The sequence below is a fragment of the Halanaerobium congolense genome (assembly GCF_004366375.1).
GTDB lineage: Bacteria > Bacillota > Halanaerobiia > Halanaerobiales > Halanaerobiaceae > Halanaerobium > Halanaerobium congolense.
The window spans coordinates 1-18,026 of record NZ_SOEF01000033.1 but is presented as its reverse complement, the minus strand read 5'-3'; the positions used below and the strand labels follow the sequence as shown (position 1 = coordinate 18,026).

Annotated in this window: 18 protein-coding genes and 1 riboswitch; all 18 genes read left to right on the top strand. The window is 31.1% G+C overall.

Going from position 1 to position 18,026, the window contains the following annotated elements; all coding sequences use genetic code 11:
* Positions 1-79 precede the first annotated feature (79 nt).
* The 18 genes from C7954_RS10870 (at position 80) to C7954_RS10785 (ending at position 17,917) form a co-directional block, all read left to right on the top strand.
* Positions 80-625, top strand: a complete 546-nt coding sequence (locus C7954_RS10870; protein WP_134060009.1) for a DUF501 domain-containing protein — start codon at positions 80-82, stop codon at positions 623-625.
* Entirely contained in the window at positions 606-1,511 is a 906-nt protein-coding gene (locus tag C7954_RS10865) for a Ppx/GppA phosphatase family protein (protein WP_089717657.1), read from the top strand. Before C7954_RS10870 ends, C7954_RS10865 begins: the two co-directional genes overlap by 20 nt.
* Positions 1,512-1,565: 54 nt before the next feature.
* The gene (tilS, locus tag C7954_RS10860) at positions 1,566-2,963 is read left to right on the top strand and encodes a tRNA lysidine(34) synthetase TilS (RefSeq protein ID WP_134060007.1); all 1,398 of its coding nucleotides are present in this window, start codon (positions 1,566-1,568) and stop codon (positions 2,961-2,963) included.
* Between the two features lie 10 nt (positions 2,964-2,973).
* Entirely contained in the window at positions 2,974-3,534 is a 561-nt protein-coding gene (gene hpt, locus C7954_RS10855) for a hypoxanthine phosphoribosyltransferase (RefSeq protein WP_073160534.1), read from the top strand.
* 215 nt (positions 3,535-3,749) lie between these two features.
* Positions 3,750-5,660, top strand: a complete 1,911-nt coding sequence (gene ftsH / locus C7954_RS10850; protein WP_089656129.1) for an ATP-dependent zinc metalloprotease FtsH — start codon at positions 3,750-3,752, stop codon at positions 5,658-5,660.
* Between the two features lie 278 nt (positions 5,661-5,938).
* Positions 5,939-6,247 carry a PadR family transcriptional regulator gene (locus C7954_RS10845; RefSeq protein ID WP_073160806.1) on the top strand — a complete coding sequence of 103 codons (309 nt, stop codon included), beginning with the start codon at positions 5,939-5,941 and terminating at the stop codon, positions 6,245-6,247.
* Positions 6,248-6,292: 45 nt separating this feature from the next.
* The gene (locus tag C7954_RS10840; protein ID WP_089723359.1) at positions 6,293-6,919 is read left to right on the top strand and encodes an ABC transporter ATP-binding protein; all 627 of its coding nucleotides are present in this window, start codon (positions 6,293-6,295) and stop codon (positions 6,917-6,919) included.
* A 39-nt stretch (positions 6,920-6,958) separates the two neighbouring features.
* On the top strand, positions 6,959-7,738 hold the full coding sequence (locus C7954_RS10835) for an ABC transporter permease (protein ID WP_089719294.1): 780 nt from the start codon (positions 6,959-6,961) through the stop codon (positions 7,736-7,738).
* Positions 7,739-7,875: 137 nt separating this feature from the next.
* The gene (locus C7954_RS10830) at positions 7,876-9,546 is read left to right on the top strand and encodes a formate--tetrahydrofolate ligase (RefSeq protein ID WP_073160812.1); all 1,671 of its coding nucleotides are present in this window, start codon (positions 7,876-7,878) and stop codon (positions 9,544-9,546) included.
* Between the two features lie 51 nt (positions 9,547-9,597).
* Positions 9,598-9,692: riboswitch (THF riboswitch) on the top strand.
* A gap of 70 nt (positions 9,693-9,762) precedes the next feature.
* Positions 9,763-10,305, top strand: a complete 543-nt coding sequence (locus C7954_RS10825) for a folate family ECF transporter S component (protein WP_134060006.1) — start codon at positions 9,763-9,765, stop codon at positions 10,303-10,305.
* A gap of 44 nt (positions 10,306-10,349) precedes the next feature.
* Entirely contained in the window at positions 10,350-11,183 is an 834-nt protein-coding gene (locus C7954_RS10820; protein ID WP_134060004.1) for a biotin--[acetyl-CoA-carboxylase] ligase, read from the top strand.
* 20 nt (positions 11,184-11,203) lie between these two features.
* Positions 11,204-12,169, top strand: coding sequence for a BMP family ABC transporter substrate-binding protein (locus C7954_RS10815; RefSeq protein WP_134060002.1), 966 nt, complete (start codon positions 11,204-11,206; stop codon positions 12,167-12,169).
* A gap of 103 nt (positions 12,170-12,272) precedes the next feature.
* Positions 12,273-13,214 carry an NAD(P)H-dependent flavin oxidoreductase gene (locus tag C7954_RS10810; RefSeq protein WP_073160820.1) on the top strand — a complete coding sequence of 314 codons (942 nt, stop codon included), beginning with the start codon at positions 12,273-12,275 and terminating at the stop codon, positions 13,212-13,214.
* A gap of 90 nt (positions 13,215-13,304) precedes the next feature.
* Positions 13,305-14,078 (top strand): type III pantothenate kinase, encoded by a 774-nt coding sequence (locus C7954_RS10805; RefSeq protein WP_073160822.1) that lies wholly within the window; start codon positions 13,305-13,307, stop codon positions 14,076-14,078.
* Positions 14,078-15,046 carry a tRNA dihydrouridine synthase DusB gene (gene dusB / locus C7954_RS10800; protein ID WP_134060000.1) on the top strand — a complete coding sequence of 323 codons (969 nt, stop codon included), beginning with the start codon at positions 14,078-14,080 and terminating at the stop codon, positions 15,044-15,046. The genes C7954_RS10805 and dusB overlap by 1 nt, the downstream gene beginning before the upstream one ends.
* A 248-nt stretch (positions 15,047-15,294) precedes the next feature.
* Positions 15,295-15,780: a transcription elongation factor GreA gene (gene greA / locus C7954_RS10795; RefSeq protein ID WP_073160826.1), complete on the top strand. Its 486-nt coding sequence runs from the start codon at positions 15,295-15,297 to the stop codon at positions 15,778-15,780.
* Positions 15,781-15,894: 114 nt separating this feature from the next.
* The gene (gene lysS / locus C7954_RS10790) at positions 15,895-17,376 is read left to right on the top strand and encodes a lysine--tRNA ligase (protein WP_073160828.1); all 1,482 of its coding nucleotides are present in this window, start codon (positions 15,895-15,897) and stop codon (positions 17,374-17,376) included.
* Between the two features lie 142 nt (positions 17,377-17,518).
* Positions 17,519-17,917 carry a secondary thiamine-phosphate synthase enzyme YjbQ gene (locus tag C7954_RS10785; protein ID WP_089656124.1) on the top strand — a complete coding sequence of 133 codons (399 nt, stop codon included), beginning with the start codon at positions 17,519-17,521 and terminating at the stop codon, positions 17,915-17,917.
* The last annotated feature ends 109 nt before the right edge of the window (positions 17,918-18,026 follow it).

The following is an 18,026-nucleotide window of genomic DNA, read 5'->3' as shown; positions in this document are numbered from 1 at the left end:
TTTAAACATCCTTTAATTCGTTTAAGGGGTGTTTTCTCTTTTTATAGAAAGTAAATAATAAAATTATAGGAGAAAAATAATGAATGAGCACGAAATTATAGAACTGCAGTTAGATAGAAAAATAAATAATTTTTTAAAAATAGCAAAATTTTGTCCTTTCGATTATCCAGCTGTAATAATTGTTAATCCATTTGTTAATGGTGTTCCAGCGCCCACAATTTATTGGCTGAGTTGTCCACATTTAAATTATGAAGTTGATCGTTTAGAAGCAGAAAGTAATTTAATTTCAAAACTGCAGGGAAAATTAAAATATAACCCCAAGTTTAAAAATAAAATGATAAAAACACATGAGAAATATGCAGAGCAGAGGAAGTCTTTGTTATCAGCAGAACAATTAGCTGAAGCTAAAAGCATTTCAGAAGATCTTTATAATACATTAATGAATTCCGGTGTTGGTGGAATTAAAGAAAAAGAAGGAATAAAGTGTCTGCATACACATCTAGCTGATTTTTTAGTTGATAAGTTTAATCCAGCTGGTGAAATTGTGTTTAGTAAAATTAATTGGCCTGATAACTGTCAGATATGTAAAGAAAGGGTTGATCAATTTGAGAGCAGCAGCAATTGATATTGGAACAAATTCTTGTCGTTTGCTAATAGCTGAAAAAAAAGCCAATAAATCTTTGGATGTTTTAAGTAGGAAGTTAGAAATAACAAGACTAGGTGAGGGTGTTGATCAAAACAGATTTTTGAAAGAAGAAGCTGTTAATCGAGTTTATAAAGCTTTGGAAAAATATAAAAAAACAATTGATAAGTTTCAGGTGGATAAAATTAGAGTTGTTGGAACAAGTGCTTTAAGAGATGTAGAAAATCCCCATTTATTAACTGATAAAATAAAAAAATTAGATTTAGTACTGGAAATAATCAGTGGTGAAAAAGAAGCAGAATTAAATTATTTGGGAGCAGTATCTAATTTGGATGAAGACTTTTTATTAATTGATATTGGAGGTGGCAGTACAGAATTTATTTGGCCAACTACTTCTGATATAAATTTTAAGAGTTTAGATATTGGTTGTGTGAGAATGACTGAAAAATTTATTTCTGATCCAAAAAAAAAGATCAGATCACTTGAACAAAAAGAGATTCAAAGTTATGTAGAAAATCTTTTAAAACAAAAGCTTGATTTAAATAAAAAATTTAAAGTTAAAGGAGTAGGTGGTACAATAACTACAGTAGCTGCAGTTAAACTTGCTTTAGAAGAATATGACAGCAGTAAAATAGAAAATTTGAGGTTAGAATATTTTGAGCTTGAAAATATTCTAAATAGATTTGCTGATCTTGATTTAAAAACAAGAAAGAAAATTAAAGGACTCCAGCCTAAAAGAGCTGATGTTATTACAGCTGGTCTTATTATTTTAAAAACAATTTTGAATTACTTAAATGTTCAAGAACTGTATGTAAGTGATCACGACTTACTTTATGGTTTATTGAAAAAAGAGCTTTTGATTAAATAAATTAAGTTCTTCAAAAAGATGCTCAAAGAAGTTAAAAAAAGGGAGACTTTTATGATGAAAAGCAGGTTTAAAGATTTTATAAATAAGAATAATTTACTTGATAATTGTAAAAGTTTACTGCTTGGTGTTTCAGGTGGCCCGGATTCTTTAGCAATGCTAAATCTTTTTTGTAATCTTAGTAAGGAATTAAATATAGAGATAGCTGCAGCTCATTTAGACCATAATTTTAGAAAAGAATCTGCCGCTGAAGCTGATTTTGTTGAAAAATTTGTTGAGAAAAAAGGAATCAAACTTTTTAGAAAAAGTGAAAATCTGCCAGTGATTATAAAAAAGGAAAATATTTCTGCTGAGGCAGCAGCTAGAAAAATAAGGTTTGATTTTTTTAGAAATATTATTGAAAAATATAACTATGATGGATTGGCACTAGCTCATCACAGAGATGATCAAGCAGAAACAATTTTGTTAAACTTATTTAGGGGTACAGGTTTAAAAGGATTGAGTGGTATTCAAGCTAAAGTAGTGATTCAAAAATTAAATGTAATTCATCCGATGTTATCTTTCAGCAAAAAAGAGATTTTAAACTACTGCCAAAAACATAAGTTAGAACCTTGTTTTGACAGCAGTAATGAGCAGAGTATTTACAGCAGAAATATAATCCGCAACGAAATTTTTCCGATTGTAGAAAATAAGATTAATGATAAAGCAAGGGAAGTTATTTCTCGTAATAGTAAAATTATTGCTGCTGAAAATGAATTTTTAGAAAAACTCACTATCCAAAAATATGAAGAAATTTTCAAAGAAAAAAATGATGATAGGATTATAATTGATTTTGATAAATTAAAAAAAATCAATCAGGTTTTACAGCGCAGGCTTTATAGATTAATTTATAATAAACTTAATGATAATCTTGATGATTTATATTTTGATCATATTTTGGAAATAGAAAAATTAATTTCTAACCAGCAGACTGGAAGAGGTATAGACATTGCTTCTGGAATTAGAGTTGAAATTAGTTACTCTAATTTAATATTTTTTAAAAAAAATAATAGGCAAACCAATACAGTTTTTCAACCTAAAGAAATTGAAATAGAAGAAACTATTAAAATCAATGAAATTTATAGTATATATTCTAATATTTTAAGAAAAAAAGAATTTTCCTTTAATGAAAATCCACGGCAGGCAGCTTTTGATTTTGATAAATTAAAGTCACCATTAAAAATACGAAGCAGAAATCCTGGTGATATGTTGGTACCTTTAGGAATGAGTGGACATAAAAAGGTGAAGGATATTTTAATTGATGAAAAAGTACCTAAGAACTTAAGAAAAAATGTGCCAATAATAACAGATGCAGATGACAATATTATTTGGCTGGCTCCATATAGAATTTCTGATGATTATAAAATTACTGAAAAAACAAATAAGGTTTTAATTTTAAAATTAAAATATAATTAGGAGGACCACAATGGGAAAGAATAATGTTTTCACAAATGATATAAAAGAAGTTATTATTAATGAAGAAGAAATAAAACAGAGGATTGAAGAGTTGGGAAAAGAAATTACAAATATTTATAATGATGATGATGATATTGTAATGCTCTGTATCTTAAGAGGAGCGATTTTATTTATGGCTGATTTAGCAAGAGAAATCGATTTGCCGGTAGTTTTTGATTTTATGGATGTTTCAAGCTATGGCGCTTCTACTGAATCATCTGGGGTAGTTCGAATTATTAAGGATATGGAAGAAAACATTGAGGGCAGACACTTATTAATTGTTGAAGATATTATTGATACTGGAAGAACTTTAAAACATGTAATTGATATGCTTCAAACAAGAAATCCTAAAAGCATTAAAGTTGTTACTTTATTAGATAAACCGGAAAGAAGAGTAAAAAAAGAAATTGATGCTGATTTCAATGGTTTTGAAATACCAGATGAATTTGTTGTGGGATACGGGCTTGACTTTGCTGAAAAATATAGAAATTTATCATTTATTGGTGTTCTAAAAGAAAAATTATATATATAAATACTCACCGGCTTAAATACTAATATTTATATTTATAGATTTCTAATTGAAATTTAATATTTATAGTTTATAATGTGTTTTAGCTGAGTATTTCATCTGTTTTAAACAAAACAGATGATTAAGGCTGGGGAGATAATAGAATATTTACAAAATATAAATATTATGTTATAATATTTTATTGTATATGATTTAAGTCGTAGGGGAGGTAAAGAAATTTGAATAAGTTTGTTAAAAATATAGGATTTTATTTAATTCTGATTGCAATATCTATTTTAGTTGCTCAATTTTTTATGCAGCAGGGACCAGCTACTGTAGAGGACTTCACATACACGAATTTACTGCAGGAGGTTGAAGCTGATAATATAAATCAGGTAACTATTGTTGGTAATCAGGAAGTAACAGGTACTATTAATAATAGAGATTTTAAAGTTCCAATTCCACCGGAAGCTATTCCCTCTTTAATGCAGGATTTAAGAGCTGGTGATGTTAATATAAAAACAAAACCACAGCCAACAACACCATGGTGGATTAATATCTTAAGTTATATTTTACCTGTTGTAATTTTAATTGTCGCTTGGATTTTTATTATGCAGAAAATGCAGGGTGGCGGCAGCAAAATGATGTCCTTTGGAAAAAGTAAGGCAAAATTGAATGAGAGTGATGTTAAAGTATCATTTGATGATGTTGCTAATTATGATGAAGTAAAAGAGGAACTGCAGGAAGTAATTCAATTTTTAAAGAAGCCTGATAAATTTACTGAGTTAGGTGCAGAAGTACCTAAAGGAGTTTTAATGGTAGGACCTCCAGGAACAGGTAAAACATTGATGGCAAAAGCAGTTGCTGGAGAAGCAGGGGTTCCCTTCTTCTTTATCAGTGGATCTGATTTTGTTGAAATGTTTGTTGGTGTTGGAGCTTCTAGAGTAAGAGATTTATTTGAAAAAGGTAAGAAGAATGCACCTTGTATTATCTTTATTGATGAGTTAGATGCTGTTGGACGTCAGCGTGGTGCTGGACTTGGTGGTGGACACGATGAGCGTGAACAGACTTTAAATCAACTGCTTGTAGAAATGGATGGTTTTGAGCCAAATGAAGGGATCATTTTAATGGCAGCAACCAATAGACCTGATGTTTTAGATCCTGCTTTATTAAGACCAGGACGTTTTGATAGGCAGGTTATGGTTGATAAGCCGGATAGGGTAGGACGACAAAAAATACTTGAAATTCATGTGAAGAATAAACCTTTAGATGATGATATCGATTTAGAGGTTCTTGCTAAAAGAACTCCTGGCTTTACAGGTGCAGATATGGAAAATCTAGCTAATGAAGCTGCTATTTTAGCTGCCAGAAGATCAAAGAATATCATTGCAATGAAGGAATTTGATGATGCAATTGATCGTGTGATTGCTGGACCTGCCAGAAAAAGCAAAGTAGTATCTGAAGAAGAAAAAAATCTTGTTTCCTATCACGAGACAGGACACGCTCTGCTGGGTGAACTTCTTGAACATGCTGATCGAACTCATAAAGTAACAATTATACCGCGAGGTAGAGCCGGGGGCTTTACAGTACCCCTGCCTTCAGATGATCAAAACTTTATGACTAAAGGACAGCTTTTAGATAAGGTTACTAGTTTGATGGGAGGACGTGCTGCAGAAGCAATCTTTCTTGATGATATCAGTACAGGTGCCCAGAATGATATTGAAAGATCAACTCAGATTATTAGAGCAATGGTAACTGAATATGGTATGAGTGAAAACTTAGGACCATTAACCTTAGGTCAGAAACATGATCAGCAGGTTTTTCTAGGTAGAGATATTTCTCGTCAAAGAAACTACAGTGAAGAAGTTGCTGCTCGAATTGATAAAGAAATCAGTAAAATGGTGGAAGAATGCTACAGCAAGGCGGAACGACTGCTTAGAGATAATTCCGAGACAGTAGAACGAATTGTTGCAGCTTTAAAAAAACATGAAACATTAAATGCGGATCAAATTAAACGTCTGATAAAGGGCGAAGAAATTACTGGTGATCCGGATAAAGATAGAATTGATGAATCAGGTGATTCTGATGGTGACAAAAAAAAGAAAGAAAGTATAATTAAAACCTTCAAACCAGAAACGCAGAATGCATAAATATATAATTTATCTAAAAGATCAGCTTAGCGGCTGGTCTTTTTTCTTATCTATCAACATTATATAATACCAGGAAATTATACCTAATGGTTTGTTGTGGATAATATTTATAGTTTCATAATTTCCGCTATCAACAAAATTTAACCTTACTATATTACAGATTGTTCGAAGGACATTTTGTTCTAAAAAATCAATTAATGTAACCAAATTACTTTATTTTTTATTATCGAAAGCCTATAATAAAAATCAATATCGACTATCGATAAAGGAGTGCAAATATGAAAAATGATATTTTAAGGAAGATGTTTTTAGCATTTATGAGAATTCATATTCTCCATCATGCAAGAGAAGAAATTTTTGGTTTATGGATGATTGAAGAGTTAAAAAGTCATGGATATGAAGTAAGTTCAGGGACAATATATCCAATTCTTCATTCTATGGAAGCAGATGGAATACTGACCAGTCGGGAACGAACTGTTGATGGTAAAATTAGAAAATATTATAGTCTAACTGAAAAAGGCGAAAAAGTTTTAGAAGAAGTTAAGGAAAAGACTCATGAACTGAGTCAGGAAATAATGGAATCATAATTATATTTAAAATAATCATAAAAGAATTTATTAGGAGAGATTATAATGTTTAAACTTGAAAAAATTAAATTTAAAAATATTTTAAATATAGAAGAAATATTATTGGAAGAAAATAGGGTTACAGCAATTTTAGGAAGCAGTGGAGGAGGCAAAACAACCTTCTTGAAGCTGTTAAATAATATGATAACAGCTGATCAGGGTACAATTACTTATCAGGGAAAAGATATAGAAAGTTATGATCCGGTATCTCTGAGGCGTGAAATTGTGATGCTGCCCCAAGATCCTCAAATTTTTAAAGGTACTATTAAAGATAATTTTACAAAAACAGAGGCAATAACCGATAATGAAAATTCAAGGAACTTAAATTATAATGAGCTTTTACAAAAAGTTTCTTTAACTCAGGACTTAAATGATGCTGCTGATAATTTGTCTGGAGGCGAAAAACAAAGATTGGCATTAGCCAGGGTTATGCTGTTAGAGCCTAAAGTATTGCTTTTAGATGAACCGTCTTCTTCTCTGGATAAAAAGACTGAGGAGAAAATAATAAAGAGGGTGGTCGATTATGTTAGAAAAAACAACAGAACTTTAATTATGGTGACTCACAGTTCTAAAATTGCAGAAAAATTTGCTGATAAAATAATAAATATTGAAAATGGTAAAATTATCAAATAGATCTAAAATAAAAATCACAAAAAAAGAGGGAGTATAAAAATGAGTGGAACAATAGATATTCAAATAATGCAGCTTGTTTTTGCATATATATTTGTTTTAGTTTTACTATTTATTGTCAAACAAAAAGAAATTGGTCATAAAGGGGAAATTTTATTAGCTTCAGTTCGAATGACAATTCAGCTAATTGCAGTTGGATTTATATTAGAATATGTTTTTTCTAATCAAAGCCCTATTTATAGTATACTAATATTATTAATAATGGAAACATTTGCAATTTATAATATTTTTGGGAGAGTTGAAGGCAGAATTTCGAAAAAATTAAAATTAATTATTGCAGGATCTATGTTTTTAGGAACCTCAATTAGTATATTATTTTTTGTAATTGCAGTTGTTGGTTTAGATCCCTGGTTTAGAGCAGATTACTTTATTCCTCTTTCAGGAATGTTAATTGGTAATTCAATGACAGGTATTTCTCTGGGGGTGAATTATCTGATCAATGGCATTAGAGATAATAAGAATTTAGTTGAAAATTATCTTATGTTAGGTGCAGAGCCTGAAACAGCTGTTAAAGAAATAAGCAACAGGGCTTTTTATAATGCAGTTCTTCCGACAATTAATTCTATGATGGGAATGGGTATTGTTTTTCTGCCTGGTATGATGACTGGTCAGATTATAGCTGGAGCTTCTCCTATTATTGCGATAAAATATCAAATTGCAATTATGATGGGGATTTTAGGTAGTGTAACTTTAACAGTGTTTTTTATGGTTAACAAAGGTGCTAAAACATTTTTTAATTCTAGAAAACAGTTAAATTTGTAAAGCTATTCAAATCACAATCTAATTATAAAGAAGGAATTGCTTAAATTATATTGAAATATTAAAATAGGTACTAAAAATAAGTCAAAAATTTAATTTTTTATTTTTTGATCTAGAATAAGCAAATAGGGGGAAATATAGTGAAAAGTGATATTCAAATTGCTCAGGAAGCAAAGATGAAAGAAATAACAAAGATTGCTGAAAAAGTTGGTTTAGAGGAAGATGATTTAGAATTATACGGTAAATACAAAGCTAAAGTAAAATTGGATGTTTTAAAAAAGTTATCTAATAAGGCAGATAGCAAATTAGTTTTGGTTACTGCAATTACACCAACTCCAGCTGGTGAGGGAAAAACAACAACTACTGTTGGATTGGGACAGGCGTTAAACCGAATTGGTAAAAATGCTGTGATTGCAATTAGGGAGCCTTCATTGGGCCCCACAATGGGGATTAAAGGTGGTGCAGCTGGTGGTGGTTATGCTCAGGTAATTCCAATGGAAGATATAAATCTCCATTTTACAGGTGATATTCATGCTATTGGTATAGCACATAATTTGTTGGCAGCTGCAATTGACAATCATATAAAACAGGGTAATGAATTGAATATTGATCCAACTCAAATTACTTTTAAAAGGGCATTAGATATGAATGATCGAGCACTTAGAAATACTATCGTTGGTTTAGGGGGTACAATAAATGGACAGCCAAGAGAAGATGGTTTCTTAATTACTGTTGCTTCAGAAATAATGGCAATACTTTGTCTGGCAAATGATTTGATGGAATTAAAAGAAAAATTGGGGAAAATTGTTGTTGGTTATAGTTATGATGGTGAAAGTATAACAGCTAACGATTTACAGGTTGAAGGTGCAATGACAGCTCTTTTAAAAGATGCTATTAAACCTAATTTAGTTCAGACTTTAGAAAACACCCCTGCCTTTATTCACGGAGGACCATTCGCCAATATTGCTCATGGATGTAATAGTGTTATGGCAACTAAATTTTCAATGAAGCTGGGTGATATTACTGTTACAGAAGCAGGTTTTGGTGCTGATTTAGGTGCTGAGAAGTTTTATAATATAAAGTCAAGATTTGCTGATTTGAAACCAGATGCTACAGTGTTGGTGGCAACTATAAGAGCCCTAAAAATGCATGGTGGGGTAGACTTAGATGGTTTAACTGAAGAAAATTTAGAAGCTCTAGAAAAGGGTATTGAAAATTTAGAAAAACATATAGAAAATGTGCATAAATTCGGTGTGCCAACAGTTGTAGCTATTAATAGATTCCCTGATGATACTGAAGCAGAGTTAGATCTAGTTCGCCAAAAATGTGAAGATTTAGGTGTTAATGTAGCCTTATCTGAGGTTTGGGCTCATGGAGGAAAAGGTGGAGAAGAATTAGCAAATGCTGTTGTGAATGTTTTAGAAAATGAAGAAAGTAAATTTGAATTTCTTTATGATGAAAAGGCTCCTATCAAAGAAAAAATTGAGATAATTGCTAAAGAAATTTATGGAGCTGATGGTGTTAACTATAGCGATACAGCACTTGCTCAGATTGAAAAATACAATGAACAGGGATATGCAGATATTCCAGTTTGTATGGCTAAGACTCAAAGTTCAATTTCTGATAATCCAAATTTAAAAGGACGTCCAAGTGGTTTTAAAATCTTTGTTAATGAAATTAATCTTTCTGCAGGTGCTGGGTTTTTAGTAGTTATGACTGGTCCTGTATTAACAATGCCAGGACTTCCTAAAAGACCTTCTGCAGAGAATATAGATATAGATGCTGATGGTAAAATTTCTGGATTGTTCTAAATAACTTTAAAAATGTTTATAAATAAGTTATAATATATTAAATAATATAGTGATAGAGTAGACAGGAGGCGTAGAGTGTTCAAAGATGGGACGTTGCTTTGAAACGAAAGCTTTATAGCTGCGGTCTCCTTGTCGCGTCCGCTGTCACCAAAGTGTCCTCTTTCTTTGGTGCAGATAAACTATCATCTTAACCAAAGGGGGAGGGAGGTGTAAAAAATTAAAATAGGTACAAAAAAAATAGCGTATCTTTCATTCTTAACTGCCTTAACTATTATTTTAACTCGAGTATTAAGTATTAGAATTCCAATTGCAGGTGTTGAAGGTGTAAGAATTGGATTTGGTGCATTACCGATAATATTTGCGGGTATTGCCTTTGGACCAGTCGCGGGAGGTGTTGTTGGAGCTTTGGGGGATTTACTTGGTTATTTTATTAATCCTCTTGGTGCTTATATGCCTCATTTTACGCTTACCTCTTTTTTAACCGGGTTTATTCCAGGTTTTATGGTGTTTTATATTTTAAAGAGGTGTAGAACCCTACCAATAATTTTTATTTCGATTTCAATTGGGCAATTAATTTCTTCTTTAATTTTAGTTCCATATTTTATTAATTTACTTTTTGGAGTTCCATTTACTGTTTTAATGCCCCCCAGATTAGTAAGTCAGTTAATAAATATACCTATTTATGCATATTTCATTAAAACATTATTAAATTACAATGCTGTAAAAATTCGAAAAATTGAAGCTGGTAAAAGCTGTTAATAATTAAGGGCCCAATTTTGGGTCCTTTTTCTAGGAGAATTTATATGGATATATTAAATTTCTTTAATAGTGATAAAATAAAATTAAGCTTAAAAGAACCTTTAAGAAATAAAATTAAGCTAAAGCTATTTTCTAGAACTGATTCAACAAATGATCAGGCTAAAAAATATCTAAAAAACATGAAAACTAAAAATGATATAAACAATACCTATGTTTTTGCTGCCGATTTTCAGAAAAAAGGTAGAGGCAGAAGAGGTCACAGCTGGTTTTCTGGTGGTCCAGAGGGTTTAGCTGCTTCTTTTTTATTTGCTGTTGAGGACGAAACAGCAAAAATCCCATTGGTTACTGCGGCAGCAGCTCTGGCAGTCTATGACACTTTTAAATATTTTGACTTATCAGCTGCTGTAAAATGGCCAAATGATATTTTAGCCTCTCAAAAGAAAATTGCTGGTATTTTATCTGAGTTAGTCATAGATAATAGTAAAAATACTTTTGTGATAATTGGCTGTGGTATAAATTTAAATAATTCTACTTTTAAAAAAGAAATTAATAATTTAGCAACATCTTATTATTTAGAAAGAAAAGAGCATATAGATAAAAATTTATTTCTAGCTGTACTAATTGAAAAGATGAATGATTATGTAAATAATTATTTTGATCAAAAAAGAGAAGAGATAATTTTAATGTGGAAGGAAAAATTAGCTTTGATTGGCAAAAAAATTGATTTTACTTATAAAGATAATAATTATACAGGGGAAATAAAGAAAATATTAGACGATGGAGATCTATTAATTAATTTTAACAATGGTCAAAGTAAAAAAGTTAGCTCTTTTAATACTTCTTTAAATTATAAAAGTCTAAAAAAATACAATAAATAACTTTAGAAAGGTGCAAAAAAATGAAATTTAAAATAATAATAATTTTGATATTTATTTTCTTATTTTTTTCATTTTCAGCTTCAGCCCAATATTTGGAAGTTGCTTTAGTAAGTGATATTGGAGGTTTTGGAGATTACAGCTATAATGACCAATTGAGAGCATCAATTAATGCAGTTGAACAAAATTTGAATATATTATTTGAGTTTAGAGAATCAACTTTAATGACAGAATATCTAGAGAATATAAATTACTTTGCAGAAAACAAATTTGATTTAATTTGGGGTGTTGGTTTCACTATGGAGCGGGCCATTAAAGAAACAGCTCAAATGTACCCAGAAAGAAATTTTGTGATTTTTGATGGTATAGTTAAAGAAGAAAATGTGACATCTATAACCTTTAAAAAAGAAGAAGCTGCTTTTTTAGCGGGGATAATTGCTGCTCTAGAAAGCCAAAATTCTAAAATAGCCTTTATTGGAGCAAAAGAAAATGATGAACTAAAGCAGTACCAAGTGGGTTTTAATACCGGTGCTAAAAAAGCCAATTCTGAAGTAAAAATATATAATAGATATCTAGGTAGTTTTAATAATTTTTCTAAAGCTAAAAATATAACTGAAGAACTTGCAGCAGAAAATATAGATATTATTTTTTATGCTGCTGGAGCTGCTTCAAGTGGAATTATTGAAGCGGCTATAGAACAAAATATGAATTTGATTTCTTTAAATAGAACGGACATAAATTTAGCTCCTAATAATGTATTAACTGCTATTTTAAAAAACACTGATCAAATTGTAAAAAGAATAATAGAAGCTCATTATAATGATAATTATATAAATGAGATAAAAGAATATGGTATTAGTGATAATGCTTTTGTTTTAGCTCAAAAACAGGCCGAAAAGCTAATAAGTTCTGATACTTTAACTAAAATTGAGGAATACAAGCAGCAATTTTTAGCAGGTGAAATTGAAATTTCACCAAATCCTCAATAATTAAAAAAAGATGACCAATAGTCAAAAAAACATTTTAAATCTTTATTATTATATGATAAGATAAAATAGAATATAAAGTTAAGATAATTTTAGGAGTGATAAATTGAAATTACCTGAATTGAAAATTGCTGATTTGAAACCGGAGTTTCCCATTATACAGGGTGGGATGGCAATTCGTGTATCGATGGCTGAACTGGCAGCTGCAGTGGCTAACGAAGGTGGAATTGGAGTTATTGGAGCTTCAGTTATGACACCAAAAGAACTAAAGACTGAAATTAAAAAGGCTAAAAAACTTAGTGATGGAATTATAGGTGTTAATATAATGTTTGCTGCTGCTGGATTTAGTGAGCTGTTAAAAGCTTCAGTAGAAGCCGGTATAGATGTAATTATCTCAGGTGCTGGTTTTTCTCGAGATATGTTTAGTGTTGGTAAGGAAAGTAATACTCCTGTAATACCAATTGTTTCTTCATTAAAACTTGCAAAAATTTCTGAGAGACTGGGAGCGGCCGCTGTTGTAGTAGAAGGTGGAAATGCTGGCGGACATTTAGGAAGTGATGAATATAGTTTTAATTTAGTTAAAAAAATTGTGGGTAAAATAGAGATACCAGTAATTGGTGCTGGTGATGTTGTGACTCCAGAAGATATTGAAAAAATGCTTAAGCTAGGTGTAGATGGAGTGCAGATGGGAACTAGATTTTTAGTAAGTAAAGAAGCCTCAGTGGCGGATGAATTCAAACAATTATGTGTTAAAGCTTCTTCTGATGATGTTATGAAAATTATGAGTTCAGTTGGTTATAAAGCTAATGCAATAAAAACTAGATTCTCCGACTTGATTAAAGCTGGAGAAGCACCACCTCCAGCTAATTGTACGGATTGTTTAAAACACTGCACCAGAAAATTCTGTATTAAGGATGCCCTGGTAAATGCTAAAGCTGGTGATTTGGATAATGGCGTGTTTTTCACTGGTGAAGGAATAGGTAGAGTTAAAAAAATATTATCTACTCATGAAATTTTTAAAAAGATTAAGGATTATTTTAGAGAATAACCAGGAATGAGTTTATAGGCTGCAGATACTGTTCTATTTTCTGCAGTCTTTTATAGTCTAAATTATATAAAATAATAAGGAGAAATTGAAATGATTTTAACAATGGATATTGGGAATACTAATACAGTACTTGGCTTATATGAAGGAGATGATCTAAAAACTCATTGGAGAATTTCAACAGATAGAAATAAAACCCCTGATGAATATGGGATGCTGTTTAGAAATTTATTTAAGTCGGCAGATATTACTGATGATGCTGTTAATTCCATAATTATTTCAAGTGTGGTACCACCAATTTTGAGGATTTTAAAGAAAACAGCTTATCGTTATTTTAATGTCAATCCATTAGTGATTGGGCCAGGTGTCAAGACTGGAATGAATATTAAAATGGATAATCCTAAAGAAGTTGGGGCAGATAGAATTGTAAATGCTGTCGCTGGACATCAGTTTTATCAAGGTCCTCTTATCATTGTCGATTTTGGTACAGCCACAACTTTTTGTGCCATTTCTGAAAAAGGTGAATATTTAGGTGGAGCTATAGCTCCTGGAATTGGTATATCCTCAGAAGCTTTATTTAGCCAATCTGCTAAACTTCCACGAATTGAATTGATTGAACCAGGTCATGCAATTGGTAAAAATACAATTGACGGGATGAAATCAGGAATAGTTTATGGTTTTGTCGGCCAGGTTGAATATTTGGTAAAAAAATTCAAAAAAGAATTATCTAAAGAAGCAGTTGTAATTGCGACTGGTGGATTAGTTAGTTTAATTGCAGCTGAAACTGATTCTATTGATTATGTTGAACCATTTTTAACTTTAAAAGGCTTAAAACACATAGCTGATATTAATGGAATGGGATCATAATGGAAATTGCTAATATAAAAATTGAGCCTGCTGTTTTTTTGGCTCCAATGGCTGGAGTAAGTGATTATCCTTATCGACAGTTAGTAAGGGAAATGGGTGTAAATTTATTATATACTGAAATGGTTAGTTCAAAAGGTTATGAGTATGGAAATAAAAGAACTGCTGAACTCATTGAGTTTGATAAAGGGGAAACTGGAAAAATTGCTGTTCAAATCTTTGGTGAGAATGCAGAATTTATGGCTCGTGCTGCTGCAGATATTTCTGCAGAATATGATATCGATTTGATAGATATTAACATGGGGTGTCCGGCCAGGAAAATTGTAAAAAATGGTGCTGGTTCTGCTTTAATGAAAAAGCCTGATTTAGCCTTTGAGATAATTAAAAAAACAGTAAATGCAGCTGAGGTTCCAGTAACTGTTAAAATGAGAAGTGGCTGGGATGAAGAAAATATTAATGCTGTTGAATTGGCTAAAATTTCGGAAGAAGCAGGTGCTGCAGCTGTTGCAGTTCATGGTCGTACCCGCAGTCAGTTTTATAAAGGTCAGGCTGATTGGGAGATTATAAAAGATGTTGTTAATGCAGTTGAAATTCCTGTTATAGCGAATGGTGATATTTTTTCTGCAGAGGATGCTGCCTCAATTATCGATAAAACTAAATGTGATGGAATAATGGTCGGAAGAGCTGCTCAGGGAAATCCTTGGATCTTCAAAGAAATTGTAGAGTATTTAACTAAGGGGAAATTAATTAAAGTTCCTTCAAATGTTGAAAAAATCGAAATGGCTTTAAAACACTTAGAGTTAACAGTTGATTATTATGGAGAAAACCATGGTGTTCCAATAATGCGCAAACATATTTCCTGGTATTTAAAAGGGATGCCAAATGCTGGTAAGATGAAAAATGAAGCAAATAAAATAGCTGATAAGAATAAATTAATAGCTTTATTAAAAAAATATCAAAAATCATTATAAATTATTGAAAAAATATTGGAGTTTGATGCTATTATTTAACGGATTATGCTAAAAAGCTTCTTGACAATAAAACTAAAGTTATTTATAATAATTAATAATTGTAGACTTATATAGGTGTCAGATGATTTGTCTGACACACTTTGTTGTTGGGCTGAGTTTGATGGCCCTTTTGATAGTTTTAGATATATTAGATAATTTAGAGAATTATAAAATTTTGAATATAATTTAGAAAGTAGAGGTAGATATTTATGTCAGAACAACAAGTAATGTTGACAGAAGAGGGTTATGAGAAATTAGAAAATGAACTTGAATATTTAGAAACAGAAAAAAGACGTGAAGTTGCTAAAAGAATTAAAGTGGCCAGAGAGTTTGGTGATATCAGCGAGAACTCGGAATATGATGATGCTAAAAATGAACAGGCTTTTGTTGAGGGAAGAATACAGGAAATTAAAAACATGATTAACAATGCACATGTTGTAAAAGATGAAGATGTAACTGATAAAAAGGTTAATCTTGGGACAACAGTTATGCTGCATGACCTTGATAGTGATGAGAAAATCAGCTATACTTTAGTTGGTTCAGCAGAAGCAGATCCATTAAATTACAAAATTTCTAATGAATCTCCAATTGGGAAAGCTATATTAGGACATGGGATTGGTGATGAAGTAACTGTAGAAACTCCAGCTGGAGAAGTTAATTACAAAATTATTTCAATTAAAAAAGTTAAACATTAAATTTAGATATTAATAATGTTTTAATTTTATTATTTGTTTTTATTAACTTGAACTCGAATTTTAAGGAATAGAGCTTGGCTCTATTATAATTTAATAAGGAGTTGGATATTTATAATGAGTGAAAATATGCTCGAAGATATGAATGAATTAATGCTGCAGAGACGGGAAAAGTTGACTCAACTTAGATCGAGAAAGAAAAAAGCCTTTGCGGAAAAATATGAAACTACTCATCATGCAGCAGAAGTGGAAGATAGTTTTGAAGAACTTGAAGAAAAAGAAGTTAAATTAGCAGGCCGCTTAATGGCTATTCGTACTCATGGAAAAGCAAGTTTTGCTGATTTAATGGATATGAGCGGTAAAGTCCAGTTATATGTGAAGCAAAATAATGTTGGTGAAGACCGTTATGAATTTTTTCAGGATCTAGATCTTGGTGATTTAGTTGGAATTACAGGTACTGTATTTAAAACAAATAGAGGCCAGGTATCTATAAGAGTTTCTTCTTTTAAACTTTTAACTAAATCGTTAAGACCCTTACCGGAAAAATTTCATGGTTTAAAAGATAAAGATATTCGATATCGCCAACGCTACTTAGATTTAATTGTGAATCCAGATGTAAAAGAAACTTTTGTTATAAGAAGCAAAATTATTAAAGAAATGAGAAGATATTTAGAGGACCAAGGATTTTTAGAAGTAGAAACTCCAATGATGCATCCAATTGCTGGTGGAGCTACTGCGCGTCCTTTTGTCACCCATCATAATACTTTAGATATGGATTTATATTTAAGAATTGCACCAGAGCTTTATCTTAAAAAGCTTATTGTTGGTGGTTTTGAGAAAGTTTTTGAAATAAATAGGAATTTCCGTAATGAAGGCATGTCATATAAGCACAATCCTGAATTTACAACAATGGAGCTTTATCAGGCCCAGGCAGATTATCATGATATGATGGCACTAACTGAGAATTTGGTCAGCCATTTAGCTGAAGAAGTTTTGGGTACTACAACTCTCGAGTATGAAGGTACGGAGCTTGATTTTACAGTTCCCTGGGATAGAATAACAATGGTAGAAGCTGTTAAAAAATATGCTGATGTAGATTTTACTAAATTTGAAACAGCGGAAGCTGCTTATGAAGCTGCTGCTTCAGTGGGTGTGAAACTTGAAGAAGGTTTATCTTATGGAGAAGTTTTAAATGAAGTATTCGAAGAAAGGGTTGAGGAAAAATTAGTTCAGCCAATATTTATTATGGATTATCCAATTGAAGTATCACCATTAGCACAAAAAATCGAAGACGACCCACGTTTTACTTATCGTTTTGAAGCGTTTGTTTATGGTCGAGAAATTGCTAATGCATTTAGTGAGTTAAATGATCCAGAAGAACAGAAGCGCAGATTTGAAAAACAGGTAGAAATGCGTGAAGCTGGTGATGAGGAAGCACAGATGATGGATTATGATTTTATTAGAGCTTTAGAATATGGTATGCCACCTACAGGTGGACTGGGAATTGGTATTGATAGATTAATTATGTTATTAACTGATTCAAGTTCCATTAGGGATGTAATTTTATTTCCAACCATGAGACCAGAAAGTAATGAATAATTGAGATATAAGTTAAAATAAATAGCCGGGGTGATAAAATCCCGGCTATATCTTTAAATTTAATTAATTAAATTTTCAGCTAATTGAAACCTGATTCTTAATTGAGAAAATTTAAATAATAACAATGAAAGGAGTTTTAAAAATGCTTAAAAAATTATCAATTAAGACAAATAATAAAGTAGAACTTATTGATGTTACCACTCAGATTCAAAATGCGATTAAAGAAACAGAGTTAGAATCTGGATTATTACAGATTCACATCCCTCATACTACTGCTGCAGTTACTATAAATGAAAATGCTGATCCTGATGTTAAAAGTGATATCAAAAAAGAAATAAATAAAATAATACCTTTTGATGATAATTATGCACACTTGGAAGGTAATTCAGCTGCACATATAAAATCAAGTCTATTTGGTGTTGATCAAAATATTATAATTGAAAACAAAAAATTATTATTAGGAACCTGGCAGGGAATATATTTTTGTGAATTTGATGGTCCGAGAACGAGAAAAATTTATTTAAAAATTACCAAAGATTAATTTTTTCTGATCACCTCTTGACAAATACAAGAATTGATGCTATGATAATGTATGTCGCTGAAAAGTTATAGATACTAATTTTTTGGTCGATAAAATTATTTTAAAAAGT